The organism is Achromobacter sp. SX5 (assembly GCF_056711425.1).
Window position 1 is genome coordinate 3,765,848 of sequence record NZ_CM160041.1, and the last position, 21,930, is coordinate 3,787,777.

Consider the following 21,930-nt stretch of genomic DNA (forward strand, 5'->3'; position numbering starts at 1 on the left):
CCAGCGCCAGCCGGAACTTCCCGGGCGCGGATCGGCCGCGCAAAGCCGTCCCCATTATGCCGGCAGGCCCGCAAACGAAAAGCCCCTTGGGAATCCAAGGGGCTTTAGCGATGGCGCTAGCGGTTTCGCATCACTTGGCCGGCACGGTGACCGGAGCCAGGGCGGCGCCCGACGGGTCCTTCATGAACTGGAAGAAGCTGGAGCTGGGGTCGACCACCAGCACGTCGCCCGGCTTCGAGAACGAAGCGCGGTAGGCTTCCAGGCTCTTGTAATACGTGTAGAACTGCGGGTTCTTGCCGTAGGCCTGCGCGTAGATCGACGCCGCGGCGGCATCGCCCTCGCCCATGATGCCCTGGGCCTTGGCGTAGGCCTGGGCCACGATCACTTCGCGCTGGCGGTCGGCTTCGGCGCGGATCTTCTCGCCTTCGGCGGCGCCGATGGAGCGCAGCTCGTTGGCCACGCGGGTACGCTCGGCCTCCATGCGGCGATACACCGATTCCGAGATCTCGGGCGCGAACTCGATGCGGCGCAGGCGCACGTCGACGATCTGCACGCCCAGCGGTTCGGCGCGCTTGGCCACGTTGGTCAGGATCTCGGCCATGATCTTGTCGCGTTCGGTCGAGACCACGTCGCGCACCGTGCGCACGTTGACCGAGGCGTTGAGCGCGTCGCGGATCAGCGCCTGCAGGCGCTCCTGGGCCACGCGTTCGTTGCCGCCCGTCGAGACGTAGTACTGGCGCGGATCGAGGATGCGCCACTTGACGTAGGAATCGATCAGCAGGTTCTTCTTTTCGGAAGTCTGGATGCGTTCGGCTTCGTTGGTTTCGATGGTCAGAATGCGCTTGTCGAGGGTCACGACATTCTGGAACGGCGGCGGGGCCTTGAAGTACAGGCCGGGTTCGTTGATGGTCTTGCGCACTTCACCCAGCGAGAACACCAGGGCGTAGTCGCGCTCGCGCACGACGAAGACGCAGGAAGAAAGGGCGGCCAGCACGATGAGCAGGCCGACCAGGACAGGCATGAGACGTTGCATGATCAGGACTCCTCCGGGTTAGCGCGACGTACGGTCGCGGGGCAGCGCGTTGCTGGTGCTGCTGCCGGAAGACGGGGCCTGCGGCACGGCGCTGCCGCGCAGCGGCGGCTGGGCCGGCTGGCTGGACAAGCCCGACGAACCGGCGCTGCCGGCGGCGGACTTGCTGGCGTCCTGGGCCGCCAGATGCATGATCTTGTCCAAGGGCAGGTACAGCATGTTGTTGTTGCTCTTGGTGTCGACCATGACCTTGCTGGCGCGGGTGAAGATCTCCTGCATGCTGTCGAGGTACATGCGCTGGCGCATGACCGCCGGGGCCTTTTCGTATTCGCCGAGGATGCTGGTGAAGCGCGAGGTATTACCCTGGGCGTCGCCGACGACCTTGGCCTTGTAGCCCTCGGCCTGCTCCAGCATGCGCGAGGCCTGGCCGCTGGCCAGCGGCACGACCTGGTTGGCGTAGGCCTGGCCTTCGTTGATCTGGCGCTCGCGGTCCTGGCCCGCCTTGACGGCGTCGTCGAACGCGGCCTGCACCTGCTCGGGCGGCTGCACGTTCTGGATGGCGACGGTGCTGACCTGCACGCCGGTCTGGTAGCGGTCGAGAATCTGCTGCATCAGCGCCTGCACCTGCGAAGCGACCGTGGTGCGGCCCTCGTACAGCACGAAGTCCATGGTCTGCTTGCCCACGACTTCGCGCATGGCCGTTTCCGAGGCCTGGCGCACCGATTCGTCGGGGTCGCGGGTCATGAAGAGGTAGTCGGGCGCGCCGTCGGCGCGCAGGCGGTACTGGACGACGAACTGCATGTCGACGATGTTCTCGTCCGTCGTGAGCATCAGCGCTTCGGGCAGGACCTTGTTGCGCGCGCCGCCGCGGAAACCGACTTCGAAGGTGCGCAGCTGCGAGACGTTGACCATCTCGTGGCTCTGGATGGGATACGGCAGGCGCCACTGGAAGCCGGCTTGCGACGTGCTCTTGTATTTGCCGAACTGGGTCACGACCGCGACCTGGCCTTCCTGCACGATGTAGAAGCCGCTGGCCAGCCAGATGCCGGCCGCCACCAGGGCGACCACGCCCAGGCCGATGCGCGCGCCGCGAGGCGAAGGCGGCGTCATGCCGCCCCGGTTGCCCGGACGGTTGTTGCCGCCGCCACCCTTGCGCCCGAACAGCGATCCGATGCGATTATTGAAATCGCGCCAGACCTCGTCGAGATCGGGAGGGCCGTCTCCATTGCCTTGCGGCCGCTTGGGCGGCGGCTCGGAGCCGTTGTTGTTCCCACGACCCCAGCCGGGGTCATTCAGATTGAAGAGTTTGATAATTCGCGGCATTGTTTCCCACAATCTGTCCGATCTCCGCAATTGCCCCGCGCAACGCGTCCAGACCGGCGCGCTCGGTGGCGCTTACAAATACTCGCGCAATCGTACCATGTGCATCGCGCTCCACCCTGGGTTCCAGTCCTGCCCGGTCGATCTTGTTGTATACGAGAATGGTGGGAATGGCCGCGGCGCCGATTTCCGCCAGGACCTTGTTGACCTCGAAGATCTGCTCGTCGCGCTGTGGACTGGCGGCGTCGACCACGTGCAGCAGCAGGTCGGCATGCACGGTTTCCTCCAGGGTGGCGCGGAAGGCCGCGATCAGGCCGTGCGGCAGGTCGCGGATGAAGCCGACCGTGTCCGACACCACGACCGAGCCCGCCCCTTCTATCCAGATCCGGCGCGTGGTGGTGTCCAGCGTGGCGAAGAGCTGGTCGGCCGCGTAGCTGTCGGCGCGGGTCAGCGCATTGAAGAGCGTGGACTTGCCGGCGTTGGTATAGCCGACCAGCGACACCGACAGCGCGCCGCCGCGGGCGCGCGCGCGGCGCTGGGTCACGCGCTGGCGCTCGACCTTGTCCAGCCGCTCGCGCAGCACCTTGACCTTGGCGCCGATCATGCGCCGGTCCATTTCGAGCTGCGATTCGCCCGGGCCGCGCATGCCGATGCCGCCGCGCTGGCGCTCCAGGTGGGACCACATGCGGGTCAGGCGCGTGGCCAGATGCTGGAGCTGGGCCAGTTCGACCTGCAGCTTGCCTTCGTGGCTCTTGGCGCGCAGCGCGAAGATGTCCAGGATCAGCGCGACGCGGTCCACTACCCGCAGGTTGAAGGCGCGCTCCAGGTTGCGCTGCTGGGCCGGCGACAGGGGCTGGTCGAACAGGACGATATCGGCCAGCAGCGCCTTGGCCATGGCGACGCCCTCATCGGCCTTGCCCGAACCGATGAAGTACTTGGCGTCGGGCCGGTCGCGACGCGCGGTCAGGGTGCCGACGATTTCCGCGCCGGCGCCCTTGGCCAGCATGGCGAATTCCTCGGCATGGGCGGTGAAGTCCGGATCTCCCAGATCCACGCTGATGATCAAAGCGCGCATACATGCAACCTATTGGAGCCAAAGCGAAAATGCCCGCCGACGTCGACCGTCCGGCGGGCAAAAAAAGGTACAGCTGGAGCGAGATTACTCAGCAGGGACTTCCACCTGAAAGTTGACGGCGCGCGCGGGGACGACCGTGGAGATGGCGTGCTTGTAGACCATTTGCGTGACCGTATTGCGCAGCAGCACAACGTACTGGTCGAAGGATTCGATTTGCCCTTGAAGCTTGATGCCGTTCACCAGGTAGATCGACACGGGCACATGGTCCTTGCGCAGCGTGTTCAGGAACGGATCTTGCAGAGTTTGCCCTTTATTGCTCATTGGCCAGGCTCCATTTGTTTGTTATTGAATGATGGCGTACTTCTGTACTGGTGGGGTACGCCGAAACGCATACTCTACAGGGTTTTCCCGGCCCGTGCTACTTGGCCGGCATGCAAAAAGTGACACCAGAGTTTTCCGGCTGGAAGGCCCTGGGCGCCGCCTCTTCAACCCCGCAGAATCTCGGCCAACGCGCCCAGCAGCAGCCCGCATTCGGCCTCGGTGCCCACGCTGATGCGCAGGAACTGGTCGATGCGCGGCTGGCGGAAATGGCGCACGATGATGCTGCGTTCGCGCAGCGCGGCGGCCAGGCCGGCGGCGTCCTGCGACGGGTGCCGGGCGAACACGAAATTCGCCGACGACGGCAGCACCTCGAAGCCCAGCGCCTGCAGGCCGGCGGTCATGCGCGACCGCGATTCGATCACGGCCTGCCGGGTGCGTTCAAAGTACTCCGTATCCTCCAGCGCCGCCACCGCGCCGGCCGAGGCCAGGCGGTCGATCGGATAGGAGTTGAAACTGTTTTTTACCCGCTCCAACCCTTCGATGAGCGCGGCGCCGCCCACCGCGAAGCCGACCCGCAGGCCGGCCAGCGAACGCGACTTGGACAGGGTCTGCACGACCAGCAGGTTGTCGTAGCGCGAGGTCAGCGCAATGACGGATTCGCCGCCGAAATCCACATAGGCCTCGTCCACCACCACCACGGCGTCGGGATTGCCGGCCACGATGCGCTCGACCTCGGCGGCTGTCAGCGCGCGGCCGGTGGGCGCGTTGGGGTTGGGGAAGATGATGGCGCCCGCCGGCCCGCTGCGCGCCGGCAGGTAGTCCTCGACGTCGATGCGGAAGTCGGCGGTCAGCGGCACCGTTTCGTACTGGATGCCATACAGGCCGCAGTAGACCGGATAGAAGCTGTAGGTGATGTCGGGAAAGCGCAGCGGACGGTCATGCTTGAGCAGCGCCAGGAAAACGTGCGCCAGCACTTCGTCGGAACCGTTGCCCACGAACACCTGGCCGGGCTGCACGCCGACGGTCGCGGCGATGGCCTGGCGCAGCCGGTCCGACGAGGGGTCCGGATACAGCTTGAGCGCATCGTCGCAGGCCGCGCGGATCGCATCGAGCACCTTGGGCGACGGGCCGTAGGGGTGCTCGTTGGTATTGAGCTTGACCAGGTTCTGAAGCTTGGGCTGCTCGCCCGGGACATACGGACTGAGCGTCCCGACCACGGGACTCCAGAAACGGCTCATGGATCAGCTTTCCTGCGTGTAGGGGTTGTGCGAGGACTTGAATTCGATGCGCAGCGGCGTGCCCGCCAGATCGAACGCGTTGCGGAAACGCGCTTCGAGGTAGCGGCGGTAGGAATCCGGCACGGCGTCCAGCGCGTTGCCGTGGATGACGACCAGCGGCGGGTTCTGCCCGCCCTGGTGCGCATAGCGCATCTTGGGACGGAAAATGCCCTTGCGGGGCGGCGGCTGCTGCTCGACGGCGGCCTGCAGTTCGCGGGTGAGCTTGGGCGTGGACAGCTTGGCGAAGGCCGCGGCGTGGGCCGCGTTGATGGACTTCAGCAGCGGCTTGACGCCCTGCCCGCGCAGCGCCGAAATGGTGTGCATGCGCGCGAACGACAGGAAGCGCAGCTTGCGCTGGAATTCGCGCTCGATGCGCTCCTTGGCCTCGCCGTCCAGGCCGTCCCATTTGTTGATCGCCACCACCACGGCGCGCCCGGTCTCCAGCACGAAGCCGGCGATGTGCGCGTCCTGCTCGGAGATCTCGGTCTGGGCGTCGAGCATCAGCAGCACGACGTTGCTGGCCTCGATGGCCTGCAGCGTCTTGATGACGGAGAACTTCTCGACCGCCTCGAACACCTTGCCGCGCTTGCGCAGGCCCGCGGTGTCGATCAGCGTGTAGCGGCGGCCGTCGCGCTCGAAGTCGATCTCGATGGCGTCGCGGGTGGTGCCGGGCATGTCGAACGCGATCACGCGCTCTTCGCCCATCAGGGTGTTGATGAGCGTGGACTTGCCCACGTTGGGGCGGCCCACGATGGCCAGCTTGATGCGGTGGTCGTGCTCGCCCTCTTCCTGCGCGGGTTCCTCGGCGGGCGGGCCGGCCAGGTCGGCCAGGGCCAGCTCGATCAGGTCGACGATGCCGTCGCCGTGCGCCGCCGAGATCGGATAGGGCTGACCCAGCCCGAGCTCGTGGAATTCGGAGACGGCGGCGCCGGCGCCCATGCCTTCGGCCTTGTTGACCGCCAGCAGCACGCGCTGCTGGCCGGATTTGCGCAGCAGCTGCGCGATCTCGTGGTCATGGGCGTTGATGCCGGCGCGGGCGTCGACCAGGAACACCACCACGTCGGCTTCGGCGATGGCCTGGCGCGTCTGGCGGGCCATCTCGAGCAGGATGCCGTCCTTGGCGACGGGTTCGAAGCCGCCCGTATCGATGACGATGAAGGGGGTATCGCCCACCCTGCCCTCGCCATAGTGGCGATCGCGGGTGAGGCCGGAATAATCGGCCACCAGCGCGGCGCGCGATCGCGTCAGGCGGTTGAAGAGGGTCGACTTGCCCACATTGGGGCGGCCGACCAGGGCGACGACAGGCTTGAAGGACACGGTGTAAGGCTTTTCTATAGGATTAGTTGGCGCCGATCAGGACGAGGTTGCCATTGCCCGTCTGGACCAGCACGCCTTGGGAGGTGGTTTGCGGCGGCGATACGATCGCGCCGCCGCCCACGGACAGGCGGGCCATCAGGCTGCCGTCGCTGCGCGACAGGAAATGCACGTAGCCGTCCAGGTCGCCGACGGCGAGCGCGCCGCCCAGCAGGGCCGGGGCGGTGAGCTGGCGGTTCTTCAGGGCGGCCTGCTTCCAGACGTTGCCGCCGTTGTCCAGCGCGAAGGCGTTGACCACGCTGTTCTGGTCCGGCACGTAGGCGAAGCGGTCGTCCAGCGTGAGGCCGCTGACGCTGGAGAAGTCCTTGGCCCACATGGGACGGCCGCCGGCGGTGACGTCGAAGCAGACGACGCGGCCCTGGTAGGCCACGCCGCAAAGCAGGTTGCCGGCGATGCGCGGCGCGCCGACCACGTCGGTCAGGCGTTCGAGGTCGCTGGCGCCGCGCGGCGTGGCGACGGTGCCTTCCCATTGCACGTTGCCGCTGTTGGAGGCGATGGCCATCAGCTTGCCGCCGGGCAGGCCGGTGATGACCAGGCCTTCGGCCAGGACCATCTGCGACACGCTGCGCAGGGCCAGCGCCGGGCCGGGACGCTGCACGTTCCAGACGCGCTCGCCGCTGTTGGCGTCGAAGGCCTGGATGCGGTAGTCGCCGCTGCGCACCACGACGATGCCGTAACCCACCACCGGCGGGATGCTGACGTCGCTGGTGGCGCGAACCTTCCATTTGACCTTGCCGGTGTCGTCGAAGGCGATCACGTCGCCGTCGGGCGAGGCCACCGCGGTGGTGGTGCCGTCGCTGCCGGCGCCGGCCGACAGCTTGCCGTCGACGCTGGCCTTCCAGATGACCCGGCCGCTTTGCAGATCGAACTTGCCGACCGAGCCGTCCGGCGTGGCGGCGTAGATGGCGTCGCCCAGCACCGTGGGCGCGAAGCCCAGGCCGGAGCCGCTGCCGATCGAGGCGGACCAGACCTGGCGCACGGACATGCCGGCCTTGTATTCGGTCAGGGGCGCGGGATCGTAGCGGCCGTCGTCATGGGAAAACATGCCGCAGCCGCCCAGGGCGAGCAGGCTTGCCAGCAAAACGGCGCCGCGCCACTTGCGGCCAGGTGCAAATTTACGCATTACAGTCACGCTCCGCTCAGGGCATCGAGTTTGAGTTGCACGACCTGGGTCAGGGGATTGCCCGCGCCCAGCCCGTCGATGGCGCTCTGCCACGCCGCGCGGGCCTCGTCGCGCTTGCCCTGCGCAGCGAGAATATCGCCGCGGCGGTCGGCGTACAAGGCGGCGAAGGCCGGCGGCGGATTATTGAGCTGCGCCAGCGCGCCATCGTACTGTTTCTGGTCCAGCATCATGCCGGCCAGGCGCAGGCGCGCCACGGCCTGCATGGACGGGTTCTTGCCCTGGGCGGCCAGCCATTCGAGCTGCTGGCGCGCGCCGGCGTCGTCCTTCAGGGCCTGCAGGGCCTGGGCCGCCACCAGCGCGCCGCGCGCGGCGTAGCCGGTGGCCGGATAGTCTTCGCGCAGGGTCGCGGCGGCCGTCTTGATGCGCACCGCCGAGTCGGCGCCGCCCAGCCGGGCCGCGTCTTCGAGCGCTTCGAAGTAGCCCATGGCCTGGTTGGCGCGGTGCGCCTGGTAGGCCTTCCAGCCCCACCAGCCGCCCCAGGCCAGCGCCACCGCCACGGCCAGCGAGACGACCAGCGTGCCGTAGCGGGCCCACCAGGCCTTGATCGCGTCGAGTTTTTCCTGTTCTTCCAGATCGTATGCCATGCATTAACCCTTGATGTTCAATACGTCGGCCAGTTGCGCCAACGGGACCCGCTGCTGCGCGTTCTCGCCCTGCTCTTCGGCGCGCAGGAACTTGACGCTGGCGGCCTGGGCGGCCACTTCGTCGGCGCCAAGAATAACCGCAACCCGGGCGCCGCTGGCGTCGGCGCGTTTGAATTGGGACTTAAAGTTGCCGGGACCGGCGTGCACCACGACCGACAGGCCGGCGTCGCGCAGGTCTTCGCCGACGCGGGCGGCCAGGCGCTGGGCGTCTTCGCCCTGGTGCACGATGTAGACCTCGCATTCGGCCGGCGCGGGCATCTGCACGCTCTGCTCCCACAGGTCCAGCAGGCGCTCCATGCCGATGGCGAAGCCCACGGCCGGCGCGGGCTTGCCGCCCAGCAGTTCGATCAGGCCGTCGTAGCGGCCGCCGCCGCAGACCGTGCCCTGCGCGCCCAGCCTGTCGGTGACCCACTCGAACACGGTGAGGTTGTAGTAGTCCAGGCCGCGCACCAGGCGCGGATTGAGGCGGTATTCGATGCCGGCGTCGGCCAGCAGACGGCACACGCCGTCGAAGTGGGCGCGCGATTCCTCGCCCAGGAAGTCGAACAGGCGCGGCGCGCTGTCGGCCATTGCCTGCATGGCGGGGTTCTTGGTGTCCAGCACGCGCAGCGGGTTGCTGTACATGCGGCGCTGGCCGTCCTCGTCGAGGATGTCGCGGTGCTTTTCCAGGTGCTCGATCAGCGCGGCGCGGTGGGCGGCGCGCTCGGCCGGCTGGCCCAGCGAGTTCAGCTCCAGGCGCACGTCGGTCAGGCCCAGCAGCTTCCACAGGCGGGCCAGCATGACGATGAGTTCGGCGTCCACGTCCGGGCCGGCGTAGCCCAGCGCCTCGACGTCGATCTGGTGGAACTGGCGGTAGCGGCCGCGCTGCGGGCGCTCGTGGCGGAACACGGGGCCGATGCTGTAGACGCGCTGCGGACGGTCGTAGAGCAGGTTGTGCTCGATCGAGGCGCGCACGATGCCGGCCGTCATTTCGGGGCGCATGGTCAGCGATTCGCCGTTGAGCGCATCGTTGAAGGTGTACATCTCTTTTTCGACGATGTCGGTCACTTCGCCGATGCCGCGCGCGAACAGGCGCGTATGCTCAAGCACGGGCGTACGCACGTTGCGGTAGCCGTAGCTGCGCAGCCAGCCGCGCACGATTTCCTCGAATTGCTCCCAGCGGGCGCTCGCCCCCGGCAGCAGGTCGTTCATGCCGCGTATGGCGGCGACTTTCTGGAAAGCTTGAGTCATCTTCATCATGCCGCAACGCGCGCCCGAAAGCGCGCCGGCGGCTACACCCTTACTTTAGTGAGAGGCGGACGCGCCGTAGCGGCGCGCGACGTAGTCTTCAACGATGGCCTGGAACTCTTCGGCAATATGGTCGCCCTTGAGCGTGACCGTGCGTTCGCCGTCGACGAACACCGGCGCGGCCGGCACTTCGCCGGTGCCCGGCAGGCTGATGCCGATGTCGGCATGGCGGCTTTCGCCCGGCCCGTTGACCACGCAGCCCATCACCGCGACGTTCATGCTTTCGACGCCGGGGTACCGGGCGCGCCAGACCGGCATCTGGCGGCGCAGATAGCCCTGGATGCTGTCGGCCAGTTCCTGGAAGAAGGTGCTGCTGGTGCGCCCGCAGCCGGGGCACGCCACGACCATGGGCGTGAAGGCGCGCAGGCCCATGGTCTGCAGGATTTCCTGGGCCACGATGGCTTCGCGGCTGCGGTCGCCGCCGGGTTCCGGCGTGAGCGAAATGCGGATGGTGTCGCCGATGCCCTGCTGCAGCAGCACGGCCAGCGCGGCGGTCGAGGCCACGATGCCCTTGCTGCCCATGCCGGCCTCGGTCAGGCCCAGGTGCAGCGGATAGTCGCAGCGGGCCGACAGGTCGCGGTAGACGGCGATCAGGTCCTGCACGTGGCTGACCTTGCAGGACAGGACGATGGCGTCGCGGCGCAGGCCGAGCTCTTCGGCGCGCTGCGCGTTGCTGATGGCCGAGACCACCAGCGCGTCGCGCATCACCGCCTGGGCTTCCCAGGGCTGCGCGCGGCGGCTGTTTTCGTCCATCTTGCGCGCCATCAGTTCGTGGTCGAGGCTGCCCCAGTTCACGCCGATGCGCACCGGCTTGTCGTGGCGGCAGGCCACTTCGATCATCTGCGCGAAGTTGTCGTCGCGGCGCTTGCCCCCGCCCATGTTGCCCGGGTTGATCCGGTACTTGGACAGGGCCTGGGCGCATTCGGGAAACTGCGTCAGCAGCTTGTGGCCGTTGTAGTGGAAGTCGCCCACCAGCGGCACGTCCACGCCCATGCGGTCGAGCTGCTCGCGGATGGCGGCGACTTCGCGCGCGGCCTCGGGCGTGTTCACCGTGATCCGCACGAGCTCGGAGCCGGCCTGGGCCAGCTCCTTGATCTGGATCGCCGTGGCGATGGCGTCGGCCGTGTCGGTGTTGGTCATGGACTGCACCACGACCGGGGCGTCGCCGCCCACCCTGACGACGCGATCGCCCCACTTCACCGCCACCGAACGCGTGGCGCGGCGCGCTGCGGCCCCCACGGAGGGAGGCGGCGCATCCTGGCAAGGCAGAGAAGAATCTTGCATCGATGGAACCGGGTTACTTGATCGGTTTGGGCAACCAGCCGGCCGGCAGCCAGTCCTGCGGCAGCCAGCCTTGCCAGAACGCGTACGCCACGCCGGCGGCCAGCACCAGCACGATGGCGAACAGCCAGCCCCATGAGGTCGAGGACGAACGGTCGTCGTCGCCGCCGGACTGCGGGATGGCGTGCGCCGTATGCAGGGAGCCGGGGCTGAGCTTCACCGGGCCGGTGACGCGGGCCTTGGGGTCCAGCGAATCGACGATGGCCTGCGAATCCGCGCCCAGCAGGCGCGCGTAGTTGCGCACCAGGCCGCGCAGCGAAACGCCGGTGGGCAGCATCGCCCACTCTTCGTTTTCGAGGGCCTCGATCTGCTTGGGGGAAAACTTGATGCGGCTGGACACTTCATCGAGCGACCAGCCCTTGGACTGGCGCAACGCGCGCAAAGCCGAGCCCACGCCGCCGGCGGCGTCGGCGGCCGTCGCTGGAACTGCAGAAGCGATATCCTGCGTCATGCATGCACCTGTTTTATTGGTATGGTCTGGCGCTGTGCGGCGTTGCGCTCGGTGATCCGGGTGCGGTCGCGCACTTCTCCGGCCAGCTGGCCGCAAGCCGCGTCGATGTCGTCGCCGCGGGTCTTGCGCACGGTGGTGATGATGCCTGCGTCCATCAGGCGCTGGGCGAACACCTTCACGCGCGCCGAGTTCGAGCGCTTCAGGCCGGACTCGGGGAAAGGATTGAAGGGAATCAGATTGAGCTTGCAGCGCAGCTGGCGCGCAATCTGGATCAGTTCCCTGGCGTGCTGGTCGGTATCGTTGATGCCGTCCAGCATGCAGTATTCAAACGTGATGAAGTCGCGCGGGGCGTACGCCAGGTAGCGTTCGCAAGCGGCCAGCAGCTCCTTCAGGGGGTACTTCTTGTTCAGCGGCACCAGTTCGTCGCGCAGCGCGTCGTTGGGCGCGTGCAGCGACACCGCCAGGGCCACGGGGCAGTCCTGCGACAGCCGGTCCATCATGGGGACCACGCCGGAGGTCGAGACCGTGACGCGGCGGCGCGACAGCCCGTAGGCGTTGTCGTCGAGCATCAGGCGCAGGGCCGGCACGACCTGGTCATAGTTGAGCAGGGGTTCGCCCATGCCCATCATGACCACGTTGCTGATGACGCGCGTGTCTTCGGTGGCGCGGGCGCTTTCCAGGCGGGCGGTGCCGATGTCGGCTTCCAGCACGCGCTTGGCCCACCACAGCTGGCCGATGATCTCGCTGGTCTTGAGGTTGCGGTTGAAGCCCTGGTGGCCGGTCGAGCAGAAACGGCAATTCACCACGCATCCGGCCTGGCTGGAAATGCACAGCGTGCCGCGGTCGTCCTCGGGGATGAAGACGGTTTCGATGGCGTTGCCCTGCCCCACGTCGAACAGCCACTTGCGGGTGCCGTCGGACGAGCGCTGCTCGGTATTGACGGGCAAGGCCTCGATGCGGCAGTGCGTGGCGAGCTGGCCCCGGAACTCGCGGGCCAGGTCGGTCATGGCGTCGAACGAATCGGCGCCGCGCTGGTGCATCCAGCGCTGCAGCTGGCGGGCGCGAAACGGCTTGCCGCCCCACTGCCCGACGAGTTCGGACAGGGCGGAGCCGTCCAGCCCCAGCAGATTGATTCGTTCGGCGGATTCCATGACCTGGGTAAAACTCAAAAGCTAGAACGGCGCAGCCGAAATCAACGGCTGTGGATGTTCATTTCGGGGAAGAAGAAGGCGACTTCGACAGCGGCCGTTTCCGGCGCGTCCGAGCCGTGCACGGCGTTGGCGTCGATGCTGTCGGCGAAGTCGGCGCGGATGGTGCCGGGAGCAGCCTTCTTGGGGTCCGTGGCGCCCATCAGGTCGCGGTTCTTCTGGATGGCGTCTTCGCCTTCGAGCACTTGCACGAAGACCGGGCCCGAGACCATGAAGTCGACCAGGTCCTTGAAGAAGGGGCGCTCTTTGTGCACGGCGTAGAAACGCTCGGCGTCGGCGCGCGACAGCTGGGCCAGGCGGGCGGCGATGACCTTCAGGCCGGCTTGCTCGAAGCGGCTGACGATCTGGCCGATGACGTTCTTGGCGACGGCGTCGGGCTTGATGATCGAGAGAGTGCGTTGAATGGACATAAAGAACTCCGAATGCTGATTTCTGACTGGTTTCTAATCAATTGCCTGCGCGGCGCTGCGAAGCACATCGCGCTGCTGGCGCACAGGCAGGGATTCGACACTGCCGACCTGTCGGACCGGCCCCGGATTGGCATCGGGGGCTCCGGATAGGCGGTTTTCAATCGCGCGTTTCCGAAGGAATCCTCAATGAATTCAGGGACTTCTAAAAGGTTTACAGTAAACCGGTATTCTAACACGCTGATAAGACCGCATTACATCTTAAAATGAGCGGTTTGCTGCCCGCCCCTCAGGCCGGGCGACCCTGTCTGCCGGAACCCTGTAATGACTCAAGCTGCTCCCCCGAACGCCGCGACGCCCGCGAACGCCGTCCCGGAACAAACCCAGGAACTCGCCAAGAGCTTCGAACCCGCCGAACTGGAATCCCGCTGGTACGCCGAGTGGGAACGCCGCGGCTATTTCCAGGCGGGCCAGCACGTAAAAACCGGGACGGAAAGCCAGCCCTACGTCATCCAGTTCCCGCCGCCGAACGTGACGGGCACGCTGCACATGGGCCATGCGTTCAACCAGACCATCATGGATGGCCTGATCCGCTACCACCGCATGCTGGGCAACGACACCGTTTTCATCCCCGGCACCGACCACGCCGGCATCGCCACGCAGATCGTGGTTGAAAGACAGCTCGACGCCCAAAAGGTTTCGCGCCACGACCTGGGCCGCGAGAAATTCGTGGAAAAGGTCTGGGAATGGAAGGAACAGTCCGGCAACGCCATCACCGGGCAGGTCCGCCGCCTGGGCGCCTCGGCCGACTGGCCGCGCGAGTACTTCACCATGGACGAGCGCATGTCGCGCGGCGTGGTCGAGACCTTCGTGCGCCTGCACAAACAGGGACTGATCTACCGCGGCAAGCGCCTGGTCAACTGGGACCCCAAGCTGCTGACCGCCGTGTCCGACCTGGAAGTCCAGTCCGAAGAGACCGACGGCCACATGTGGCACATCCTCTACCCCTTCGTCGACGGCCCGCAGACCATCGTCGACAAGGACGGCCAGAGCGTCACGCTGCGCGGCCTGACCATCGCCACCACGCGCCCGGAAACCATGCTGGCCGACGGCGCGCTGTGCGTGCACCCCGACGACCCGCGCTACAAGCACCTGGTCGGCAAGGAAGTCGAACTGCCGCTGTGCGACCGCAACATCCCCATCATCGCCGACGACTTCGTCGACCCTGAATTCGGCACGGGCTGCGTCAAGATCACCGGCGCGCACGACTTCAACGACTACGCCTGCGCGATGCGGCACAACCTGCCGCTGATCGTGATCTTCACGCTGGACGCCCACATCAACGAAAACGGGCCCAAGCAGTTCCAGGGCCTGGAGCGCTACGAGGCGCGCAAGGCCGTGGTGGCGCAGCTGGAGGCCGAAAACTATCTGGTCAAGGTCGAGCCGCACAAGATGATGCAGCCCAAGGGCGACCGCACCGGCGTGGTGCTGGAGCCCATGCTGACCGACCAGTGGTTCGTGGCCATGAGCAAGCCGGCGCCCGAAGGCACGCTGAACCCCGGCAAGAGCATTACCGAGGTCGCGCTGGAAGTCGTGGCCGACGGCCGCATCCAGTTCTACCCGGACAACTGGACCACCATCTACAACCAGTGGCTCAACAACATCCAGGACTGGTGCATCTCGCGCCAGCTCTGGTGGGGCCACCAGATCCCGGCTTGGTACTCGGAAGACGGCCAGGTGTTCGTGGCGCACGACGAGGCCGAAGCCACCGCGCAGGCCCGCGCCGCCGGCGTGACCGGCGAGCTCACGCGCGACCCGGACGTGCTCGACACCTGGTTCTCGTCCGGCCTGGTGCCCTTCACCACCCTGGGCTGGCCGGAAAACACCCCGGACCTGCAGCGCTACCTGCCCTCCAGCGTGCTGGTCACGGGCTTCGACATCATCTTCTTCTGGGTCGCGCGCATGGTCATGCTGACCACGCACCTGACCGGCCAGATCCCGTTCAAGCACGTCTACGTGCACGGCCTGATCCGCGACGCCGACGGCCAGAAGATGAGCAAGTCCAAGGGCAACACCCTGGACCCGGTCGACCTGATCGACGGCATCGACCTCGACGGCCTGGTGGCCAAGCGCACCTTCGGGCTGATGAATCCCAAGCAGGCCGGCGCCATCGAGAAAGCCACGCGCCGCCAGTACCCGGACGGCATCCCCGCCTTCGGCACCGACGCGCTGCGCTTCACCATGGCCGCCTACGCCACGCTGGGCCGCAACATCAACTTCGACCTGAAGCGCTGCGAGGGCTACCGCAACTTCTGCAACAAGCTCTGGAACGCCACGCGCTTCGTGCTCATGAACACCGAAGGCCACGACCTGACGGGCGCCGACGCCGGCGAACTGTCCTTCGTGGACCGCTGGATCGTCAGCCAGCTGCAGACGCTGGAAGCCGACGTGGCGCGCGGCTTCGCCGACTACCGCTTCGACAACGTCGCCAACGCGCTCTACCGCTACGTGTGGGACGAATACTGCGACTGGTACCTGGAACTGGCCAAGGTGCAGATCCAGACCGGCACCCCGGCCCAGCAACTGGGCACGCGCCGCACCCTGATCCGCGTGCTGGAAGGCGTGCTGCGCCTGGCCCACCCCATCATTCCCTTCATCACCGAAGAGCTGTGGCAGAAGGTGTCGGTGGCGGCCGGCAAGCGCAAGCCCGGCGAAGCCGCCAGCGTCAGCGTGCAGCCCTACCCGCAGGCCAATCCCGACGCCGTCGATACCGCGGCCGAGGCCGACGTGGCCGAGCTGAAGGCCCAGGTCGAGGCGGTGCGCGCGCTGCGCGGCGAGATGAACCTGTCGCCGGCCCAGAAGGTGCCGCTGTGCGCCCAGGGCGACGCCCCGACGCTCAAGCGCAACGCCCCCTACCTGGCGGCGCTGGCCAAGCTGAGCGAAGTCGAGGTCCTGGACGCCCTGCCCGACGCCGGCGCGCCGGTGCAGGTCGTGGGCACCAGCCGCCTGATGCTGCACGTCGAGATCGACGTGGCCGCCGAGCGCGTGCGCCTGGACAAGGAGATCGCGCGCCTGGAAGGCGAAATGGCGAAGGCCAACGGCAAGCTGTCGAACGCCAGCTTCGTCGAACGCGCCCCGGCGGCCGTGGTCGAACAGGAAAAGTCGCGCCTGGCGCAGTTCGGCGAAACCCTGCAGAAGGTGCGCGAACAGCGCGCCAAGCTGGGCGACTGACAGTAATTCCGCGATAAAAAAATTGCCGGCGAAAGCCGGCATTTTTTTGGACTCCTGGAACCGGGCCTACTTGCGCCGGCGCCTGGGCTTTTCCGTCGAGGGGTCCCAGGTACCGGCCAGCTGGGCCAGGTAACGTTCGTCGTTCTTGTCGAGCCAACCCTTGGCGCGGGCGGATTCGATCAGTTCGGGCCGGCGCGCCGCGGTCAGGGCGAGCGAGCGCTCGCGCCGCCAGCGGGCGATATTGGCATGGTGGCCGCTGAGCAGTTCGGCGGGCACCGATGTCCCTTCGTACACCTCGGGACGCGTGTAATGCGGACTGTCCAGCAGGCCGGACAGCGTGTCGTTGAAGGAGTCCTGCAGCGCCGAATCGCCGTCGTTGAGCACGCCGGGCAGCAGCCGCACGGCGGCGTCTATCACCGCCAGCGCGGCGATTTCGCCGCCGGACAGCACGAAGTCGCCGAGCGAGATTTCCTGCGTGACGCAGCGGTCGATGAAGCGCTGGTCGACGCCCTCGTAGCGGCCGCAGATGAGGATGATGCCGTCGCCCGCGGCCAGCGCCTCGGCGCCGGCCTGGTCGTAGCGCCGGCCGACCGGGGCCAGCAGGGCCACCGGCGCGGGGCCCAGACCCTCTTCGGCGCGCGCCTGCTGGGCGGCGTTGACGGCGGCCTCCAGCGGACCGGCCATCATCACCATGCCCGGGCCGCCGCCATAGGGGCGGTCGTCCACGGTGCGGTGCACGTCCTGCGTGAAGTCGCGCGGATTCCAGGCGTGCAGGGACCACCGGCCCTGGGCATGCGCCCGGCCGGTGACGCCCAGGTCGCGCACCACCCCGAACATCTCGGGAAAGAGCGTAACGACGTCGAATCGCATCAGAAATCCGCGGGCCAGTCGCTGTCGATGCGGCGTGCCGCCAGATCGACCGCCTGGATGTGCGCGCGCACGAACGGAACGAGCATTTCGGCGGGACGCCCCTTGGCGTCCAGCACGGGTTCGGGCCCGCCGGCCCCGGCCGTCTGGCGCAGGACCTTCAGGACGGCATGGGCGCCGTTGTCCAGCACCTCGTCGACCGTGCCCAGCAACGCGGGCTCGCCGCCGGCGCTGGAATACAGCGCGCAGCCGATCAGGTCGACCCAGTAGTATTCGTCTTCCTCGGGCGCGGGAAAAGCGCCCCGCGGCGCCCGCACGGCGCAGCCGCGCAGGGCTTCGGCCTGGTCGCGGTCGGTGACGCCAGCCAGCTGGGCCACCACGGTGGTCCCCTGCGAACGGGCTTGCACGACCTTGTATGCGACGGGCGCAGACGCGACAGCGCCCCGCGCCAATTCAGGCACAGGGCGAGTCAACCACCATTGAGATGCCGAGCGCAGCACTTCGGCGTTGGCCGAATGCGGCTGCACCTTAACCCAGCCTTTCACACCGTAGGCTGCACTGATGCGGCCCAGCTCGATCAAATCCGTCGGCGCCGCGTTGGAGTTAGCGGCATCAGACATGTATCGCAGTTATGAATGGTAGTTGGATGGCAGTAGCGCTAATGGAGCGCCGGGCAAAGGTTTGGCGACGCGGGCAATCAAGCCGCGGCGGAAACCTTGGCCGAGTAGTCTTTGACCAGACGCTCGACAGCGGGCGACAGTTGGGCGCCGTTGCTGGTCCAGTGCTGCACGCGATCCAGCGCGATGCGCAGGTTTTCCGTGCCTTCGCTGGCCACGGGGTTGTAAAAACCCACGCGCTCGATGAAACGGCCATCGCGACGGTTACGCGAATCGGTGGCCACCAGGTTGTAAAACGGACGCTTCTTGGACCCACCGCGGGCCAGGCGAATCACCACCATAGGTAATCCCTTGAATTAGTTGTGAAAAACGGGAAATTCTAGCACTTAACCGAGCCAGGTGGCAAATGGAAGTGCGGGAATCTTGCATAGCGGCGGGATTTGTATCCTAAAACACCACATCCATGTATTCTACAAAAACGGGCCGGAACCTGCCGCCGTCCCAAGTGTAGCCGCCCGGCCGCGCTTGTGTCTGTGGCCAGCGCCCATCTTAGTGCGTTTCAACGTCAGTGCGTTTGCAAAAAACCCGGTGGAGATCGGTTTTATGTGTTCGTACGCAAGATCCCGCGCTTTGCCCCTCCCGGCCGCCATTCGGCGCCATTCCCGCATGCCAGACCAGCCGTTCTCCTGAGGGCGGGCTTCCCGCCCCTCGCCTTTGCTCGTCCCTGCATTTCCCCCCAACTTCCTCCATTCGAAGGGTGCAACATCATGAAGAACCAGAAATCCGTGTTCACTCCCGTCGCGCGCCTGGCCCTGACTGGCCTGCTGGCCGGTGCGCTGGCCATGCCGCTTGCGGCCTCGGCCCAGATGATCGGCGCCGCCCTGACCACCGCCACGGGCAAGGTCACGGCCGTCGATCCCGCCACCCGGACCATCACGCTGCAAGGCGAGAACGGCAATACGGTGAACATCCAGGCCGGCCCCAACATCCGCAACTTCAAGCAGATCAAGCCCGGCGACACGCTGACGCTCGACTACTATGAATCGGTGGCGGTGGCGGTGCGTCCGGCGGGCTCGGGTGCGCCCGAAGTCGTGACGGAAACGGCGTCCAACCGCAGCGCCAAGGGCGCCATGCCCGCCGGCGCTGCCGGCCGCCAGACCACCATCACGGCCGAGATCTGGCACATCAACAAGAGCGCCAACCTGGTGACGCTGAAAGGCCCGCAAGGCGGCATGCGCACGATCCAGGTGCGCGACCCCGCCCTGCAGCAGCGGCTGCAGCAGCTCAAGGAAGGCGATCTGGTGGACTTCACGATCACCCAGGCGGTCGCCGCCGCCGTGCGCAGGTAGCGTCGGCGCATTAAAAAAAACCGGGCCCGCTGCGAAGGCGGGCCCGGTTTTTTTTGGGCGGCCGGTTCAGCGGCGGCGCAGGAAATGCACGCCGCGGCCGTCGACCTCCTGCTGCGCGACCAGCGTATTGCCGGTCTGGCGGGCGAAGGCCTGGAAGTCACGGATCGCGTTGCGGTCCGTGGTGATGACGCGCAGCACCTCGCCGCTGGCCATCTGCGCCAGGGCCTTCTTGGCGCGCAGGATGGGCAAGGGGCAGTTCAGGCCGCTGGCGTCGACCTCCTGCTCGAAGGATGGCGTCTGCGCGCCGGTATCGGGCTCGCTCATTACAGACGCTCTTCGACCCACTTCTGCACGCTGGCGATGGCCGCGGGCAAGGCGTTGATGTCGGAGCCGCCGCCCATGGCCATGTCGGGGCGGCCGCCGCCCTTGCCGCCCACCTGCGCCGCCACGAAGCCGACCAGGTCGCCGGCCTTGACGCGGCCGGTCAGGTCGGCGGTGACGCCGCCCACCACGCTGATCTTGCCGTCGGCCGCGCCCGTGGCCAGCAGCACCACGGCCGGCTTGAGGCGATCCTTCAGGTTGTCGACCATGCCGCGCAGGGCCTTGGGGTCCACGTCGGCGATGCTGGCCGCCAGGACCTTGACGCCCTTGACCTCGACCGCGGCGCTGGAGGCCAAGTCGTTGCCCGCGCTGGCGGCGAGCTTGCTGCGCGATTGCTCCAGATCCTTTTCCAGCGCCTTGACCTGGTCCTGCACCTGCGCGATGCGCGCCGGCAGGTCGGCCGGGGTGGCGCGCAGCATGCCGGAGATCTGCGTCAGCAGCGCGTTCTGGTTCTGGACCCAGGCCAGCGCGTTGTCGCCGGTGATGGCCTCGACGCGGCGCACGCCCGCGGCCACGCCGCCTTCGGAAATGATCTTGAACAGGCCGATGTCGCCGGTGCGGCTGACATGGGTGCCGCCGCACAGTTCGCGCGAGAAGCCGATGTCGAGCACGCGGACGGTGTCGCCGTATTTTTCGCCGAACAGCGCCATGGCGCCGCCCTTGACGGCCTCGTCATAGCCCATGACCTGCGCCACCGTGGGCTGGTTGGCGAGGATTTCGGCGTTGACGATGGCTTCGACGCGGGCGATCTGCTCGGCCGTCAGCGGCGCGTCCTGGGCGAAGTCGAAACGGGTCTTGTCCGGGTCGACCAGCGAGCCGCGCTGCTGCACGTGGGCGCCCAGCACCTGGCGCAGGGCCTTGTGCATCAGGTGGGTGGCGGAGTGGTTGCGCACCGTGCGGGCGCGGCGCACCGCGTCCACGCGCGCCAGCAGCGTGTCGCCTACCGACAGGCTGCCCGACTCCAGCGTGCCGTGATGGCCGAACACGCCGGACTGGATCTTCAGGGTGTCGGCGACGGCGAAACGCACGCCGTCGGCCTCCAGCAGGCCGGTGTCGCCCACCTGGCCGCCGGACTCGGCGTAGAACGGCGTGGCGTCCAGCACCACGACCGCGTTCTGGCCGGCCTGGACCTGCTGCACCTGGGTGCCGTCGACGTACAGGGCCGTGACCTTGACGTTGTCGAGTTCGAGCTTTTCATAGCCTTCGAAGCGCGTATCGGCGCCTTCGTAGCTCAGGCCTTCGGCCATCTTGAACTTGCCGGCGGCGCGCGCCTGGTCGCGCTGGCGCTCCATGGCGACTTCGAAGCCGGCCATGTCCACGTCGACTTCGCGCTCGCGGCAGATGTCGGCGGTCAGGTCCACCGGGAAGCCGTAGGTGTCGTACAGGGTGAACAGCGTGGTGCCGTCCAGCTGGCCGCCCTTGGGCACGTTGGCCAGGGCGGCGTCCAGGATGCGCATGCCGTGTTCCAGGGTCTCGCCGAAACGCTCTTCTTCCTGCTTGAGCACCTGCGCCACGCGCTCGGCGGTGGCGGCCAGTTCGGGATAGGCCTCGCCCATCTCGGCGACCAGGTCCGGCACCAGGCGGTGGAAGAACGGCTTGGTCTGGCCCAGCTTGTAACCGTGGCGCAGCGCGCGCCGGACGATGCGGCGCAGCACGTAGCCGCGGCCTTCGTTGCTGGGAATCACGCCGTCGACGATCAGGAACGAGCAGGCGCGGATATGGTCGGCGATGACCTTCAGCGAATTGTCTTCCAGGTTCTTGACGCCGGTTTCGCGCGCGGCGGCGGCGATCAGGTGCTGGAACAGGTCGATTTCGTAGTTGGAATGCACGCCTTGCAGCACGGCGGCGATGCGCTCCAGGCCCATGCCGGTATCGACACAGGGGCGCGGCAGGCGCGGCATGTTGCCGGCGGCGTCGCGCTCGAACTGCATGAACACCAGGTTCCAGATCTCGATGTAGCGGTCGCCGTCTTCCTCGGGCGATCCCGGGGGGCCGCCCCAGATCTCGGGGCCGTGGTCGTAGAAGATTTCCGAGCACGGGCCGCAGGGGCCGGTGTCGGCCATCTGCCAGAAGTTGTCCGACGCGTAGCGCGCACCCTTGTTGTCGCCGATGCGGATGATGCGCTCGGCCGGCACGCCGACTTCCTTGGCCCAGATGTCATAGGCCTCGTCATCTTCCTGGTACACGGTGACCCAGAGCTTCTCGGCCGGCAGCTTGTAGACCTGGGTCAGCAGCTCCCAGGCGTACTGGATGGCGTCGCGCTTGAAGTAGTCGCCAAAGCTGAAATTGCCCAGCATTTCGAAGAACGTATGGTGGCGGGCGGTGTAGCCCACGTTCTCCAGGTCATTGTGCTTGCCGCCGGCGCGCACGCTGCGCTGCGACGAGGTGGCGCGCGTATAGGACCGCGATTCCTTGCCCGTGAAGACGTCCTTGAACTGGACCATGCCCGAGTTGGTGAAGAGCAAAGTCGGGTCGTTGCCAGGGACGAGCGACGACGAAGGGACGATGGTGTGTCCCTTGGACTTGAAGAATTGCAGGAACTGCTGGCGAATCTCGGAGGATTTCAT

The 21,930-nt window shown here is 67.1% G+C and carries 20 protein-coding genes; 2 read left to right on the forward strand and 18 right to left on the reverse strand.

Annotation, left to right across the window (positions count from 1 at the left end; all coding sequences use genetic code 11):
- Window positions 1–130: 130 nt before the first annotated feature.
- The 13 genes from hflC to ndk form a co-directional block, all read right to left on the reverse strand.
- A complete protein-coding gene (gene hflC, locus AC1M14_RS17690) occupies window positions 131–1,033 on the reverse strand; it encodes a protease modulator HflC (RefSeq protein ID WP_102771724.1) in 903 nt (300 codons plus the stop codon).
- 18 nt (window positions 1,034–1,051) lie between these two features.
- Window positions 1,052–2,353 (reverse strand): FtsH protease activity modulator HflK, encoded by a 1,302-nt coding sequence (gene hflK, locus AC1M14_RS17695; protein ID WP_111827244.1) that lies wholly within the window; start codon window positions 2,351–2,353, stop codon window positions 1,052–1,054.
- Complete coding sequence (gene hflX, locus AC1M14_RS17700) at window positions 2,319–3,425, reverse strand: GTPase HflX (RefSeq protein WP_102771726.1); 1,107 nt, start codon at window positions 3,423–3,425, stop codon at window positions 2,319–2,321. The genes hflK and hflX overlap by 35 nt, the downstream gene beginning before the upstream one ends.
- Window positions 3,426–3,509: 84 nt before the next feature.
- Window positions 3,510–3,746: an RNA chaperone Hfq gene (gene hfq, locus AC1M14_RS17705; RefSeq protein ID WP_006218585.1), complete on the reverse strand. Its 237-nt coding sequence runs from the start codon at window positions 3,744–3,746 to the stop codon at window positions 3,510–3,512.
- A gap of 164 nt (window positions 3,747–3,910) precedes the next feature.
- A complete protein-coding gene (gene hisC, locus AC1M14_RS17710) occupies window positions 3,911–4,984 on the reverse strand; it encodes a histidinol-phosphate transaminase (RefSeq protein WP_102771727.1) in 1,074 nt (357 codons plus the stop codon).
- A 3-nt stretch (window positions 4,985–4,987) separates the two neighbouring features.
- Window positions 4,988–6,340 carry a ribosome biogenesis GTPase Der gene (gene der / locus AC1M14_RS17715; protein ID WP_102771728.1) on the reverse strand — a complete coding sequence of 451 codons (1,353 nt, stop codon included), beginning with the start codon at window positions 6,338–6,340 and terminating at the stop codon, window positions 4,988–4,990.
- A 22-nt stretch (window positions 6,341–6,362) separates the two neighbouring features.
- Complete coding sequence (gene bamB, locus AC1M14_RS17720) at window positions 6,363–7,520, reverse strand: outer membrane protein assembly factor BamB (protein ID WP_111827242.1); 1,158 nt, start codon at window positions 7,518–7,520, stop codon at window positions 6,363–6,365.
- Window positions 7,521–7,525: 5 nt separating this feature from the next.
- A complete protein-coding gene (locus AC1M14_RS17725) occupies window positions 7,526–8,164 on the reverse strand; it encodes a YfgM family protein (protein ID WP_102771730.1) in 639 nt (212 codons plus the stop codon).
- 3 nt (window positions 8,165–8,167) lie between these two features.
- On the reverse strand, window positions 8,168–9,454 hold the full coding sequence (gene hisS / locus AC1M14_RS17730) for a histidine--tRNA ligase (protein ID WP_102771882.1): 1,287 nt from the start codon (window positions 9,452–9,454) through the stop codon (window positions 8,168–8,170).
- 54 nt (window positions 9,455–9,508) lie between these two features.
- Entirely contained in the window at window positions 9,509–10,795 is a 1,287-nt protein-coding gene (ispG, locus tag AC1M14_RS17735; protein ID WP_102771731.1) for a flavodoxin-dependent (E)-4-hydroxy-3-methylbut-2-enyl-diphosphate synthase, read from the reverse strand.
- A 13-nt stretch (window positions 10,796–10,808) separates the two neighbouring features.
- Entirely contained in the window at window positions 10,809–11,303 is a 495-nt protein-coding gene (locus AC1M14_RS17740) for a helix-turn-helix domain-containing protein (protein ID WP_102771732.1), read from the reverse strand.
- Window positions 11,300–12,454 carry a dual-specificity RNA methyltransferase RlmN gene (gene rlmN, locus AC1M14_RS17745; protein ID WP_102771733.1) on the reverse strand — a complete coding sequence of 385 codons (1,155 nt, stop codon included), beginning with the start codon at window positions 12,452–12,454 and terminating at the stop codon, window positions 11,300–11,302. Before rlmN ends, AC1M14_RS17740 begins: the two co-directional genes overlap by 4 nt.
- 41 nt (window positions 12,455–12,495) lie before the next feature.
- On the reverse strand, window positions 12,496–12,921 hold the full coding sequence (gene ndk / locus AC1M14_RS17750; protein WP_102771734.1) for a nucleoside-diphosphate kinase: 426 nt from the start codon (window positions 12,919–12,921) through the stop codon (window positions 12,496–12,498).
- 321 nt (window positions 12,922–13,242) lie between these two features.
- Between ndk and AC1M14_RS17755 the strand changes: the two genes are divergently transcribed.
- Complete coding sequence (locus tag AC1M14_RS17755; protein WP_111827240.1) at window positions 13,243–16,149, forward strand: valine--tRNA ligase; 2,907 nt, start codon at window positions 13,243–13,245, stop codon at window positions 16,147–16,149.
- Between the two features lie 66 nt (window positions 16,150–16,215).
- Here the strand turns inward: AC1M14_RS17755 and trmD are convergent, their stop codons facing one another.
- The 3 genes from trmD to rpsP all read right to left on the reverse strand — a co-directional run bounded on the left by trmD (window position 16,216) and on the right by rpsP (window position 17,974).
- Window positions 16,216–17,019: a tRNA (guanosine(37)-N1)-methyltransferase TrmD gene (trmD, locus tag AC1M14_RS17760; protein ID WP_479730181.1), complete on the reverse strand. Its 804-nt coding sequence runs from the start codon at window positions 17,017–17,019 to the stop codon at window positions 16,216–16,218.
- Complete coding sequence (gene rimM, locus AC1M14_RS17765; protein ID WP_479730182.1) at window positions 17,019–17,636, reverse strand: ribosome maturation factor RimM; 618 nt, start codon at window positions 17,634–17,636, stop codon at window positions 17,019–17,021. Before rimM ends, trmD begins: the two co-directional genes overlap by 1 nt.
- A 77-nt stretch (window positions 17,637–17,713) precedes the next feature.
- Window positions 17,714–17,974 carry a 30S ribosomal protein S16 gene (rpsP, locus tag AC1M14_RS17770; protein WP_043541446.1) on the reverse strand — a complete coding sequence of 87 codons (261 nt, stop codon included), beginning with the start codon at window positions 17,972–17,974 and terminating at the stop codon, window positions 17,714–17,716.
- 426 nt (window positions 17,975–18,400) lie between these two features.
- Here rpsP and AC1M14_RS17775 point away from each other — a divergent pair, with 426 nt between their 5' ends.
- Complete coding sequence (locus AC1M14_RS17775; protein ID WP_102771738.1) at window positions 18,401–18,982, forward strand: hypothetical protein; 582 nt, start codon at window positions 18,401–18,403, stop codon at window positions 18,980–18,982.
- A gap of 66 nt (window positions 18,983–19,048) precedes the next feature.
- Here AC1M14_RS17775 and AC1M14_RS17780 read toward each other — a convergent pair whose 3' ends face one another.
- Window positions 19,049–19,306 (reverse strand): sulfurtransferase TusA family protein, encoded by a 258-nt coding sequence (locus tag AC1M14_RS17780; protein WP_479730183.1) that lies wholly within the window; start codon window positions 19,304–19,306, stop codon window positions 19,049–19,051.
- Entirely contained in the window at window positions 19,306–21,930 is a 2,625-nt protein-coding gene (gene alaS, locus AC1M14_RS17785; protein ID WP_111827237.1) for an alanine--tRNA ligase, read from the reverse strand. Before alaS ends, AC1M14_RS17780 begins: the two co-directional genes overlap by 1 nt.

What these genes read in the sequence shown, in the direction of transcription:
- hflC (WP_102771724.1), bottom strand. Translation starts at nt 1,033, where the DNA reads ATGCAACGTCTCATGCCTGTCCTGGTCGGCCTGCTCATCGTGCTGGCC.
- hflK (WP_111827244.1), bottom strand. Translation starts at nt 2,353, where the DNA reads ATGCCGCGAATTATCAAACTCTTCAATCTGAATGACCCCGGCTGGGGT.
- hflX (WP_102771726.1), bottom strand. Translation starts at nt 3,425, where the DNA reads ATGCGCGCTTTGATCATCAGCGTGGATCTGGGAGATCCGGACTTCACC.
- hfq (WP_006218585.1), bottom strand. Translation starts at nt 3,746, where the DNA reads ATGAGCAATAAAGGGCAAACTCTGCAAGATCCGTTCCTGAACACGCTG.
- hisC (WP_102771727.1), bottom strand. Translation starts at nt 4,984, where the DNA reads ATGAGCCGTTTCTGGAGTCCCGTGGTCGGGACGCTCAGTCCGTATGTC.
- bamB (WP_111827242.1), bottom strand. Translation starts at nt 7,520, where the DNA reads ATGCGTAAATTTGCACCTGGCCGCAAGTGGCGCGGCGCCGTTTTGCTG.
- AC1M14_RS17725 (WP_102771730.1), bottom strand. Translation starts at nt 8,164, where the DNA reads ATGGCATACGATCTGGAAGAACAGGAAAAACTCGACGCGATCAAGGCC.
- hisS (WP_102771882.1), bottom strand. Translation starts at nt 9,454, where the DNA reads ATGACTCAAGCTTTCCAGAAAGTCGCCGCCATACGCGGCATGAACGAC.
- ispG (WP_102771731.1), bottom strand. Translation starts at nt 10,795, where the DNA reads ATGCAAGATTCTTCTCTGCCTTGCCAGGATGCGCCGCCTCCCTCCGTG.
- AC1M14_RS17740 (WP_102771732.1), bottom strand. Translation starts at nt 11,303, where the DNA reads ATGACGCAGGATATCGCTTCTGCAGTTCCAGCGACGGCCGCCGACGCC.
- rlmN (WP_102771733.1), bottom strand. Translation starts at nt 12,454, where the DNA reads ATGGAATCCGCCGAACGAATCAATCTGCTGGGGCTGGACGGCTCCGCC.
- ndk (WP_102771734.1), bottom strand. Translation starts at nt 12,921, where the DNA reads ATGTCCATTCAACGCACTCTCTCGATCATCAAGCCCGACGCCGTCGCC.
- AC1M14_RS17755 (WP_111827240.1), top strand. Translation starts at nt 13,243, where the DNA reads ATGACTCAAGCTGCTCCCCCGAACGCCGCGACGCCCGCGAACGCCGTC.
- trmD (WP_479730181.1), bottom strand. Translation starts at nt 17,019, where the DNA reads ATGCGATTCGACGTCGTTACGCTCTTTCCCGAGATGTTCGGGGTGGTG.
- rimM (WP_479730182.1), bottom strand. Translation starts at nt 17,636, where the DNA reads ATGTCTGATGCCGCTAACTCCAACGCGGCGCCGACGGATTTGATCGAG.
- rpsP (WP_043541446.1), bottom strand. Translation starts at nt 17,974, where the DNA reads ATGGTGGTGATTCGCCTGGCCCGCGGTGGGTCCAAGAAGCGTCCGTTT.
- AC1M14_RS17775 (WP_102771738.1), top strand. Translation starts at nt 18,401, where the DNA reads ATGAAGAACCAGAAATCCGTGTTCACTCCCGTCGCGCGCCTGGCCCTG.
- AC1M14_RS17780 (WP_479730183.1), bottom strand. Translation starts at nt 19,306, where the DNA reads ATGAGCGAGCCCGATACCGGCGCGCAGACGCCATCCTTCGAGCAGGAG.
- alaS (WP_111827237.1), bottom strand. Translation starts at nt 21,930, where the DNA reads ATGAAATCCTCCGAGATTCGCCAGCAGTTCCTGCAATTCTTCAAGTCC.